The organism is Micromonospora sp. AB353, from assembly GCF_049538395.1.
In the GTDB taxonomy this organism is placed as follows: Bacteria; Actinomycetota; Actinomycetes; order Mycobacteriales; family Micromonosporaceae; genus Micromonospora; species Micromonospora aurantiaca.
On record NZ_JBMVFV010000124.1, the window covers coordinates 1 to 11,559 of the forward strand.

Below are 11,559 nucleotides of genomic sequence, written 5' to 3' on the forward strand. Positions count from 1 at the left end.
GACGGCGGCCGCCGGGGCCGGGGCGGCAGCGGCGGACGGCAGCGTGGCGGCGCCGAACGAACAGGCGACGACCACGGCGAGGCTGGCGAGCATCCGGGCGGTCCAGCGCGCCACCCACCACACGGGGCAGGTGAGCGCGATCGGAAGCACGGGTACAAACTACCGCCGAACCCCCACGAGCACACCGCCGCACGGCGTGTCGCGGATCGACCGGCGGACGTGTGCGCGTGTCAGTCCGGGCGACGCCGCCCGGCGTACTCGATGTCCTCGACCGGACCGGTGACGGAGGCCGCGCCCCCGTCGGCGGCCGGGACGGTGGCGGCCTCGGCGGGCGTGCGCGGAGCCGGCACGGCCGGTGCGCGCGACGCCGCACGGGCCCGGCGGGACGGGCCGAGCAGGCGCATCATCGGTGTCTCCACCCAGCGGTGCAGCGCGGCGGCCAGCGCGAGCGTGACCACCAGGAAGCCCAGCACCGCGAGCGGGCCGCGCCAGCCGGGCAGGCCGGTCCCCCAGTGCCCGGTCAGCCGCAGCACGGTGACCATGACCAGCACGTGCACCAGGTAGAAGGCGAACGACACCTCGCCGAGCCAGACCATCGCCCGGGACCGCCAGGGGGTGGGCCGGCCGCGCACGTCGGCGTCCGCCGCGGCGGCGATCACCAGGAGGTACGCGACAGCGAGCAGCGCCGCCCAGAACTCGGCCGGGATCCACAGCGCGGCGACCACCCAGGTGGTGACGAAGATGCCGGTGGCGGCGGCGAGGTTCGGGCCGCGCCAGCGGTGCCGGCGCATCAGCTCGGCGGCGGCCACGCCCATCCAGAACTCCAGCGAACGGGTCACCGGGAAGATCTGGGTGAACCACCACCGCTGCTCCTCCGGGACGAGCTGCTGGCCGGGCCACAGCGCCAGGATGAGCAGCGGCGCCGCGACCAGCACGGTCCGCAGCACGCCGGTACGGGCCCGGCGCAGCCACGGCACCACGAGCGGCAGGCACAGGTAGAAGGCCAGCTCGCAGGAGAGCGACCAGCTCACGTTGTTGACGCTGTAGAAGTAGCCGCCCACCGGGATCCACGCCTGGACCAGGAAGAAGTTGGCGATCGCGGCCCACGGCACGACCGGGTCGGCGAACCAGGCCGCTACCGCCAGCGCCGCGACGAACGTCACCACGTGGTTCGGGTAGATCTTGGCGAACCGGCGGCGCAGGAACGTCCACGCGCGCTCCCCGTCCCGGTACGACCAGACCAGCACGAACCCGCTGAGGATGAAGAAGAACTCGACGCCGGACAGGCCCAGGCTGAACGCCTTGTCGACCAGGGGCTTCAGGTGCGGCTCGGCGACGATCCCCATGGTCCCGGCGTGGAAGCCGAAGACCAGCAGCGCGGCCACCCACCGCAATCCGGTCAGCGACGGCAGTCGCGGGGCACGGGTGACGGTCGGCGCGCTGGTCATTCCGGGCACCCTACCCCGGGCAACCGGGACGTTCCCGGCGAGCCGACGTCCGCTCGGCTCCGCTCGGGCGGCGGATAGGATTTCCGTTCTGCACGCGCGGGCACCCACCCGGCTCCCGCCCGCACGCCGTGCCGTACGGAAGGTGAGCGAACCGGATGCACCAGCGGATCCTGCTCCGCGCCCGCAAGGGCCCGTTCGACGTCCTCACGCCCGAGGAGACGTTCGCCGGCAACTGGATCGGGGACAACAGCGGCAACCTGGTCTTCAGCCACGCCGCGCACAAGCTGCTCGCCACCTCCGCGGCCGAGATCACACCGACCCGCGCCCCGGCCGACCCGCGCCTCGCCGACGAGATCAACGAGCGGCACGACGTGTTCGTCGTACCCCTCGCCAACGCGTTCCGGCGCAGCTTCGTGCACCGCCTGACGCCGCTGACCCGGCTGATCGAGCGGCTGAAGATCCCGGTGGTGGTGCTCGGCGTCGGCGTGCAGACGAACGTCGACGGCGACCGCGAGTACCTGCGGCCGATCGACGAGCCGGTCCGCGCGTTCTGCAAGGCCGTGCTGGACCGGTCGCACAGCATCGGCGTACGCGGCGAGGTGACCGAGAGCTACCTCAACGCGCTGGGCTTCTCCGACGTGGAGCAGATCGGCTGCCCGTCGATGTTCCTGCACGGCGACACGTTCCACCTGGAGAAGAACCGCCCGGAGCTGACCGCCGACTCGAAGGTCGCGCTCACCATCTCCCCGTACGTCCGCTCGATGGCCGCGGTGGTCCGCCACCACCAGGAGCGCTACCCGAACCTCTGCTACGTGCCGCAGGACCTTCGGACGCTCGGCACGCTGCTCTACGGCGACGCGCCCGAACACCGGGGCCAGAGCAGCGACATCCCGCTGCACACCTCGCACCCGCTGTTCGCCGAGGACAAGGTGCGCATGTTCGTCGACCCGTGGACCTGGATGGACCACCTCTCCGGGTACGACTTCGCGTTCGGCACCCGCATCCACGGCACCATCACCGCGCTCGTCGCCGGCACGCCCGGCTACCTGTTCGCGCACGACTCGCGCACCCTGGAACTGGCCCGCTACTTCGGCATCCCGCACCGGATCATGCGGGACGTGCCGGCCGACGTCGACGCCGCCGACCTCTACGCGGAGGCCGACTACACGTCGCTCAACGACGGCCACAAGGCCCGCTTCGAGACCATCACCGCGTTCCTGCGCAAGCACGACCTCGGCACCTCGTTCGCCGACGGCGACAGCGCCGCGCGCTTCGACAGGCAGGTCGGCGAGACGGTGTTCCCGCCGGCCGTCCGGCCCGCCGCCGCCACCCCGCCGGCCGAACTGCTGACCCGCATCGAGCGGCTGCGTGACGAGAACGCCACGCTCACCGCCACCATCGACGCGCTGCGCTCGCAGCAGCTCCGGGAGCGGATCAAGCAGGCCGTCCCGGGCACGGTCCGCCGGATGCTGCGGCGCTGACCGTCGTACGCCTGTTCGAGAGCACGGTACGATCGGCGGCGTGTCCGACGCGTACCAGCCCTCGATGCTCGACCTGGCCGAGCAGGGCCCGACCCTGGGCCCGCTCGCCGGGGCGCTGCGCCGGCACGAGCTGAGCCGGGGCGCCTGGGTCGACCACCTGCCCGGCTGGGTGCGCGGCTCCGACGAGGTGCTCGACACGCTGCGCCACGACGTGCCCTGGCGGGCCGAACGCCGCACCATGTACGACGCCGAGGTCGACGTGCCCCGGCTGCTCTGCTGGTACGCCGCCGGCCGTCCGCTGCCGCACCCGGTGCTCACCGCGGCCCGGGACGCGCTCACCCGGCACTACGCGCCCGAACTGGGCGAGCCGTTCGTCACCGCCGGCATGTGCCTCTACCGGGACGGCCGCGACAGCGTGGCCTGGCACGGCGACACCCTCGGCCGCTCCGCGCACACCGACACCATGGTGGCGATCGTCTCGTTCGGCTCCCCGCGCGCGCTGCTGCTGCGCCCGCGCGGCGGAGGCGGCGGCAGCCTGCGGTTCCCGCTCGGCCACGGCGACCTCGTGGTCATGGGCGGCTCCTGCCAGCGCACCTGGGAACACGCGGTGCCGAAGACCACCCGGCCGGTCGGCCCCCGCGTCAGCGTCCAGTTCCGTCCCACCGGCGTCGCCTGAGCCGGGGCGGGACCACGTCCCGCCAGGGCACGTGCTAGAAACAACTCCCAGGGTCGATCACGCCCCCGTCACCCGATGACGCGAAGGGCGACCGATGACCCAGTCCCCCACCTCCCGCTGGTCCCCGTGGACCCTGCACGGCGACGGCCGCCAGGTACGCCCCGGCGACGTGGTCGCGCCCGACGAACGGCTCTCCTGGCCGCGCACCATCGGCGTGGGCGTGCAGCACGTGGTAGCCATGTTCGGCGCCACCTTCACCGTCCCGCTGATCACCGGCTTCCCGCCCGCCACCACGCTGCTGTTCTCCGGGCTCGGCACGCTGCTGTTCCTGCTGATCACCGGCAACCGGCTGCCCTCGTACCTCGGCTCGTCGTTCGCGTTCATCGCGCCGGTCCTGGCGGCGAAGACCGACGGCGGCATCGGCGCGGCCCTCGGCGGCATCGTGGTCGCTGGCGTCGCGCTGGCGGTCGTCGGCGTGGTGGTGCAGGTGGCCGGTTCCCGCTGGATCGACGCGCTGATGCCGCCGGTGGTCACCGGCGCGATCGTCATGCTGATCGGCCTCAACCTCGCGCCGGTCGCCTGGGACGGCGACGGCTCCGGCACCGGCGTGAAGGCGCAGCCGCTGATCGCCGTGGTCACGCTCGTCGCGATCCTGCTCACCACTGTGCTGTTCCGGGGCTTCGTGGCGCGGCTGTCGATCCTCATCGGCGTGGTGGTCGGCTGGGTGCTCGCCGCACTGACCGGCAACCTCGACCAGCAGGCGGTCAGCGGCCTGCGCCAGGCCGCCTGGATCGGTTTCCCCGAGTTCCACACGCCGAGCTTCGACGCCCGCGCCGTCGTGCTGGTCATCCCGGTGATCCTGGTGCTGATCGCGGAGAACGCCGGGCACGTCAAGGCGGTAGCCGCGATGACCGGCCGCAACCTGGACCGCGACATGGGCCGGGCGCTGCTCGGCGACGGTGTCGCCACCGTGCTGGCCGGGTCCGGCGGCGGTTCCGGCACCACCACGTACGCGGAGAACATCGGCGTGATGGCGGCGACCCGCGTCTACTCCACCGCCGCGTACTGGGTGGCCGGCGGCACGGCGATCCTGCTCGGGCTGTGCCCGAAGTTCGGCGCGCTGATCCTGACCGTCCCGGCCGGGGTGCTGGGTGGCGCCACCACCGCGCTGTACGGCCTGATCGCCATCCTGGGCGCCCGGATCTGGATCGAGAGCCGGGTCGACTTCCACGACCCGATCAACCTGTTCACCGCAGCGGTGGCGGTGATCATCGGCGCGGCCAACTACACGCTGACGGCCGGTGACCTGTCGTTCAACGGCATCGCGCTGGGCACTGCCGCCGCCCTGGTCATCTACCACGGCATGCGCCTGATCGCCCGCCTGCGCGGCACGACGCCCGAGTCCCGCCAGTCCCCCGAACCCGAACTCTGACCCGGCTCCTCTCCCACCCACCGGCCCTCGCCGACTCCCCGCCCCGTTGATCATGAAGTTGACGGCGATCGGTGTCCGTTTTGCCGCCGCTAACCTCATGATCGACAGCGCAGGGGTGGGGCGAGTGCCCACCCGCCGGGAACTCGCAGCCGCCGGGGGCGCCCGCCACGGTGATCAAGGAGTTTGGGTCGACGGGAGGCGTGAAAGGGCCGCAACCACCTTGATCAACCGGGTCGGGCAGGGCCGGGATGGGCAGGGCCGACGGTGCGCGGGCGCGGGCGGGATACGAGCGGACTGAGCGGTAGGGGCGGGGCCAGGCGCCCACCCCTACCTCGTCAGTCGCGGTCGATGTGGTGGCCTACGACCGTCGGGCCTAGCATCACGGCGAAACCGGAACCGTCTCGGCGCGGGTCCGCAGGGGGCAGTTCCACGGGGTCGCCGGTGGCCGTCGCGCCCACCGGCCGCGGGCCGATCCAGGCCACCGACAGCTCCAGCTCACCCTTGAGGAACCGCTGCGCGCGCACGCCGCCGGTCGCCCTTCCCTTCGCCGGGTACGCCTTGAACGGCGTCACCTTCACCGTGGCTCCGGTCGAGGTGACCACCATCGGCTCACCGTGCTTCGCGTCGTCGGTACGGATCGCGCCGAAGAAGACCACCCGGGCGTCGCCCGGCAGGTTGATGCCGGCCATGCCGCCGCCCTTGAGCCCCTGCGGGCGTACCACCGATGCGGCGAAACGCAGCAACGACGCCTCCGAGGAGACGAACGCCAGCGCCTCGGCACCGTCGGTCAGCCAGGTCGCGCCGACCACCTCGTCGCCCTCGCGCAGCGAGATCACCTCGAACTCGTCGGAGCGGACCGGCCAGTCCGGGGCGCACACCTTCACCACGCCCGCCCGGGTACCGAGCGCCAGACCGGGCGACCCCTGCGCGGACGGGCCCAGCGGCGCGAGCCCGACCACCGTCTCACCGGGCTCCAGCGGCACCAGTTCCGCCGCCGACATGCCGCCGCGCAGCGACACCGTGCCGGACTGCTCCGGCAGCACCGGCAACGGCAGCACGTCGATCTTGAACGCGCGCCCGGCGCTGGTCACCAGCAGCACGCGGCCGCGGGCGGTGGAGTGCACGATCGCGCGTACCGCGTCGTGCTTGACCCGGCCGCTGCGCCGGCGCGCCTCGGCGGCCTCCTCCGACTCGGCCGCGGTCCGCGCCACCAGCCCGGTCGCGGAGAGGATGACCTGGCACGGATCGTCGGCGACCTCCAGCGGACCGGCGGGCACCGAGGCGGCGAGCACCTCCTTGAGGTCGCCGTCGACGAGCGTGGTGCGCCGCGGCGCGCCGAACTGCTTGACCACGGCAGCCAGCTCGTCGGAGACGACCTTCCGCAGCACCTTCGGGTCGTCCAGGATCTTCGACAGCTCGGCGATCTCGCCGCGGAGCTTCTCCTGCTCGGCCTCCAGTTCCAGCCGGTCGTACTTGGTCAGCCGGCGCAGCGGAGTGTCCAGGATGTAGCTCGCCTGGATCTCGGAGAGCTTGAACTTCTGCATCAGGCCGTCCTTGGCGGCCTGGGCGTCCTCGCTGGCACGGATCAGCTTGACCACCCGGTCGATGTCGAGCAGGGCGATCAGCAGGCCGTCGACCAGGTGCAGGCGTTCCTCCCGCTTGCGCTTGCGGTACGCGCTGCGCCGGGTCACCACCTCGTAGCGGTGGGCCAGGAACACGTCGAGCAGTTCCTTGAGCCCGAGCGTGCGCGGCTGCCCGTCGACGAGCACCAGGTTGTTCACGCCGAAGGACTGCTCCAGCGGGGTGAGCCGGTAGAGGTCGGCCAGCAGCGCCTGCGGGTTCACGCCGACCTTGCACTCCACCACCAGGCGGGTGCCGTTCTCCCGGTCGGTGAGGTCCTTGACGTCGGCGATGCCGGTCAGCCGCTTGGTCTTGTTCACCTCGTTGGTGATGGCCGCGATGACCTTCTCGGCACCGACGCCGTACGGCAGCTCGGTGACGGTGATGGCCTGCCGGCCGCGGCTGCCCTCCAGCGGGCCGATCTCCACCCGCCCGCGCATACGCACCACGCCGCGCCCGGTCTCGTACGCGCGGCGCACCTCGTCCAGCCCGAGCAGCAGCCCACCGGTGGGCAGGTCGGGGCCGGGCACGAACTCCATGAGCTTGTCGAGTGTGGCGTCCGGGTGGTTGATCAGCCAGCGGGCGGCCTGGACCACCTCGCCGAGGTTGTGCGGGATCATGTTCGTCGCCATGCCGACAGCGATGCCGGACGCGCCGTTGACGAGCAGGTTCGGGAAAGCCGCCGGCAGCACCGTGGGCTGGGTCAGCGAGCCGTCGTAGTTCGGCTCGACGTCGACGGTGTCCTCACCCAGCTCGCCGACGAGCAGCATCGCCTCCCGGGACATCCGGGCCTCGGTGTATCGCGCCGCGGCCGGGCCGTCGTCCGGGCTGCCGAAGTTGCCGTGCCCGTCGATGAGCGGGACGTTGAGCGAGAAGTCCTGGGCCAGCCGCACCATCGCGTCGTAGATCGCGGTGTCGCCGTGCGGGTGGTACTTGCCCATTGCGTCGCCGACGATGCGGGCGCTCTTGACGTGGCTGCGGTCCGGCCGGTGGCCCTGCTCGTACATCGACCAGAGGATGCGCCGGTGCACCGGCTTGAGCCCGTCGCGCGCGTCGGGCAGGGCGCGGGAGTGGATGACCGAGAACGCGTACTCCAGGTAGGAGTCCGAGACCTCGGTGACCAGCGGGTTGTCGAAGACGCGAGCGCCGGCCTGGTCGAAGGCGGCTAGGTCCGCCTTCGCGCGGTCGTCCTTGCGGCGTGCCATGGTGCGATTTCCTTCCGAGACGAACCCGTTGGTCAGGCGTCGATGGCGTCGCGGTCGACCCGGTCGGCGGAGTCGATCAGCCAGTTGCGGCGGGGCTCGACCTTCTCCCCCATGAGCAGTTCGAGGATCCGCTCGGCGGCTTCGACGTCGTCGAGCGTGATCCGGCGGACCGCCCGGGTGGCCGGGTTCATGGTGGTCTCCCACAGTTCGTCGGCGTCCATCTCACCGAGGCCCTTGAAGCGCGGGATCGGCGTGACGATCTGCTTGCCGACCTTCTCCAGCTTGCGGACCGTCGCTTCCATCTCCGCCTGCGTGTAGGTGTAGACGGTCTGCGGGTTGCGCCCCTTGGTCGTGATCTTGTGCAGGGGCGGCATCGCCGCGTAGAGCCGCCCGGCCTCGATCAGCGGCCGCATGTAGCGGGCGAACAGCGTGATCAGCAGGGTACGGATGTGCGCGCCGTCGACGTCCGCGTCGGCCATGATGAGCACCCGGCCGTACCGCAGGGTGGACAGGTCGAACGTCCGCCCGGAGCCGGCGCCGAGCACCTGCACGATCGCGGCACACTCGGCGTTGTCCAGCACCTGCTGGAGGCTGGCCTTCTGCACGTTGAGGATCTTGCCGCGGATCGGCAGCAGCGCCTGGTATTCGGAGGACCGCGCGAGGCGCCCCGTCCCGAGGGCGCTGTCCCCCTCCACGATGAACAGTTCACTTCTCTCGATGCCCGCGGCCCGGCAGTCGACGAGCTTGGCCGGCATGGCCGCGCCCTCCAGCGCGGTCTTGCGGCGGGCGGCGTCCTTCTGCTGCTTCTGGGTCAGCCGGACCCGGGCCGCGTCGACGATCTTCTGGAGCACCGTGCGGGCCTCGGCCTTGGTCCGGCGGTCGTCCAGCCAGCTCTTGAGGTGCGCCTCGACCAGGCCCTGGAGCACCTTGGTGATGCCTGCGGTGGACAGTTCGTCCTTGGTCTGCGAGGTGAACTGCGGCTCCGGGATGCGCACGTGCACCACGGCGGTCATGCCCTCCAGGACGTCGTCCAGGGTGGGCGCGTCCTCCTTGGGCTTGAGCAGGCCGCGCGCGTTGCGGGCGGCCTCGGCGAGGGTACGGGCCAGCGCCCGCTCGAAGCCCTTGCGGTGGGTGCCGCCGTGGGCGTTGCGGATGGTGTTGGTGAAGCACTCGACGGTGCGTTCGTAGCCGGTGCCCCAGCGGAACGCCACCTCGACCTCGGCGCGGCGCTGCACGTTGGACTGCATGACGCCGTTGGCGTCGGCGGCGTTCTCCCGGTAGGTGCCCTCGCCGGTGACCAGCAGCGTGCCGGAGACCGGCCGGTCGCCGGCCGGGGCGAGGAACTCCACCATGTCGGTGAGGCCGTTGGGGAAGTGGAAGCTCTCCTCGACGCTCTGCTCGCCGGTCTCGTCGCGCAGCCGGTAGGCGACGCCGGGCACGAGGAACGCGGTGTTGCGCAGCTTGAGCCGGACCGTCTCGGTGTCGAGCGCGGCGCCGGTCTCGAAGTAGCGGGGGTCGTGCCACCAGCGGATCGAGGTGCCGGTGCGCTGGCCGCGCTTCATCGCGCCGACGATCTGCAGGCCGGGGCCGGGGGTGAACGGCGCGTCCGGCCCGTCGCCGTCGAAGACGCCCGGTACGCCGTGGCGGAACGACATGGCGTGGACCTTGCCGCCGCGCCGGACGGTGACGTCGAAGCGGCGGGACAGCGCGTTGACCGCCGACGCGCCGACGCCGTGCAGGCCGCCGGAGGTCTTGTAGCCGGAGCCGCCGAACTTGCCGCCCGCGTGCAGGCGGGTCAGCACCAGTTCGACGCCGGAGATGCCGGACTTGGCGTGCACGTCGGTGGGGATGCCCCGGCCGTCGTCGTCGACCTGGACCGACCCGTCGGCGTGCAGGATCACGTCGACAGTGGTGGCGTGACCGGCGACACCCTCGTCTGTCGAGTTGTCGAGGATCTCGTTGACGAGGTGACCCACGCCACGGCTGTCGGTCGAGCCGATGTACATGCCCGGGCGCTTGCGGACGGCGTCGAGGCCTTCCAGATGCGTCAGGTCGTCGGCCCCGTAGAGGGTCTCAGGCTGTGCGGTCAACTGGTCGTACTCCCAGGTCTCGGCGGTGTGGTGCCGTTCACCGTGTGATCCCCCCACGATGATCGCCGGGCGCGGCGCGCCGGAGCGAGCCTAGCCGGGTGCCCTGACAGGTCGGCGGCACCGGGGCGGTGCGTTGCGCGATCGGCCTGCCGTCCGGGTCCGTCCGGCGGTCGCGTACGGCGGTCCGGCGGGACGGGTGGGGTGTCCAGCCGGCACAACGACCCGGGCGCCGGTTGTCTTCCCCGGTGAACGGCCACGGATGTCGGGCCATTGACGTCCGTCACACGTGCGTGATCTGATCGCCCCCTCTGAAGAATCTTTCACATTTCGATGTCTGGGGAGGTCGGGCATGTCCGTGTTCCGTCGTTCCGTGCTCGCGGCGGCGCTGGCGCTCGCCGCGGTGGCGTTACCCGCCGCCGCGGCGCCCGCCCGGCCCGCAGCCGCCGCACTGCCCACCGCCGCGGTGGCGCTGGGAGACAGCTTCATCAGCGGCGAGGGCGCCGGGGCGTACGCGCCGGTGGTGGACGTCAACGGGGTGGCCCAGGGCTTCCCCGGCTGGTCCGCCGCCAACGCCAACGCCTACTTCTGCCACCGCTCGCCGAACGCCTCGCTGTTCCAGGCCGACCTGCCCGGCATCTCCGCGCGGTTCAACCTGGCCTGCTCGGGCGGCCAGCCGTACGACATCGCCGGCGCCTCGGCCACCCGGGCCAAGGGACGGCAGGTGGCCGCCCAGCTCGACCAGCTCCGGTCGGTGGCGCGGACCCACGACATCGACCTGGTGCTCGTCGGCCTCGGCTCGAACAACAGCTCGTTCACCTTCGGCAGCGTGGCGGAGAAGTGCGCCAACCGGTTCATCGCCGACGCGTGGACCGGCTGGTGGGAGTTCTGGGCGTACCTGGGCGGGCCGGTGGAGCAGAAGCCGTGCACGGACGCCGACCTGGGCACGGCCGCGCAGTTCGCCGCCGCCACCGCGGAGACCACCACGGCGCTGCGGCAGCTGCTCACCACGCTGGACCAGATCGACGCCGACGGGCAGCACAGGGTGGTGTTCCAGGACTACACGAACCCGCTGCCGTTCGAGCTGGACCAGACCTACTGGACCGAGGACAGCCGCGACGACACCCGGGACAAGTTCCGCGCGCTCGGCGCCGAGCGGTACGCGGCCGGCTGCCCGATCCACCGGGCCAGCCTGGCGCCCGGCCACCGCTTCTCGCAGGGCCTCGGCACGCTCGTCAGCTCGGTGCGCGGCACGCTCGCCGGTGAGTTCCCGCAGGACGACCTCGTCTACCTGAACGTGCAGCGCGCGTTCGACGGCGCGCGGCTCTGCGAGTCGACTGGTAGCCCGGGCAACGCCCTGGCCACCCCGATCCGGCTGATGGACGGCCCGACCGGCACGTTCGTCACCAGCCTCTCCGGGTACGACAAGCTCGACATCCAGCGGATCGCCAACGCCTGCGGCACGTACTTCCAGACCTGCCAGGAGTCGTGGCACCCGAACGCCGCCGGGCACAAGGTGCTCGGCCGGTGCCTGGCCGGGGCGGCGGCGACCGGCGCCCGTACCGTCTCCTGCGTCCGCGCCCCGGACGGCACGGTGAGCGTGAGCTGAC

The 11,559-nt window shown here is 72.0% G+C and carries 7 protein-coding genes; 4 read left to right on the forward strand and 3 right to left on the reverse strand.

Annotated features, from left to right (window positions below):
• Window positions 1–230 precede the first annotated feature (230 nt).
• Complete coding sequence (locus ACPCK6_RS28165) at window positions 231–1,448, reverse strand: acyltransferase family protein (protein ID WP_423482709.1); 1,218 nt, start codon at window positions 1,446–1,448, stop codon at window positions 231–233.
• 155 nt (window positions 1,449–1,603) lie between these two features.
• On the opposite strand from ACPCK6_RS28165, the gene ACPCK6_RS28170 reads away from it, so the two are divergent.
• The 3 genes from ACPCK6_RS28170 to ACPCK6_RS28180 all read left to right on the forward strand — a co-directional run bounded on the left by ACPCK6_RS28170 (window position 1,604) and on the right by ACPCK6_RS28180 (window position 5,037).
• A complete protein-coding gene (locus ACPCK6_RS28170; protein ID WP_423482710.1) occupies window positions 1,604–2,929 on the forward strand; it encodes a polysaccharide pyruvyl transferase family protein in 1,326 nt (441 codons plus the stop codon).
• 40 nt (window positions 2,930–2,969) lie between these two features.
• Window positions 2,970–3,605: an alpha-ketoglutarate-dependent dioxygenase AlkB gene (locus ACPCK6_RS28175; protein ID WP_262012193.1), complete on the forward strand. Its 636-nt coding sequence runs from the start codon at window positions 2,970–2,972 to the stop codon at window positions 3,603–3,605.
• A 94-nt stretch (window positions 3,606–3,699) separates the two neighbouring features.
• On the forward strand, window positions 3,700–5,037 hold the full coding sequence (locus ACPCK6_RS28180; RefSeq protein WP_423482711.1) for a uracil-xanthine permease family protein: 1,338 nt from the start codon (window positions 3,700–3,702) through the stop codon (window positions 5,035–5,037).
• 335 nt (window positions 5,038–5,372) lie between these two features.
• Here ACPCK6_RS28180 and ACPCK6_RS28185 read toward each other — a convergent pair whose 3' ends face one another.
• Both ACPCK6_RS28185 and ACPCK6_RS28190 read right to left on the reverse strand, forming a co-directional pair.
• A complete protein-coding gene (locus ACPCK6_RS28185; RefSeq protein WP_423482712.1) occupies window positions 5,373–7,862 on the reverse strand; it encodes a DNA gyrase/topoisomerase IV subunit A in 2,490 nt (829 codons plus the stop codon).
• 32 nt (window positions 7,863–7,894) lie between these two features.
• Window positions 7,895–9,952, reverse strand: coding sequence for a DNA gyrase/topoisomerase IV subunit B (locus ACPCK6_RS28190; RefSeq protein ID WP_423482713.1), 2,058 nt, complete (start codon window positions 9,950–9,952; stop codon window positions 7,895–7,897).
• Between the two features lie 349 nt (window positions 9,953–10,301).
• On the opposite strand from ACPCK6_RS28190, the gene ACPCK6_RS28195 reads away from it, so the two are divergent.
• Window positions 10,302–11,558, forward strand: coding sequence for an SGNH/GDSL hydrolase family protein (locus ACPCK6_RS28195; RefSeq protein WP_396880645.1), 1,257 nt, complete (start codon window positions 10,302–10,304; stop codon window positions 11,556–11,558).
• The last annotated feature ends 1 nt before the right edge of the window (window position 11,559 follow it).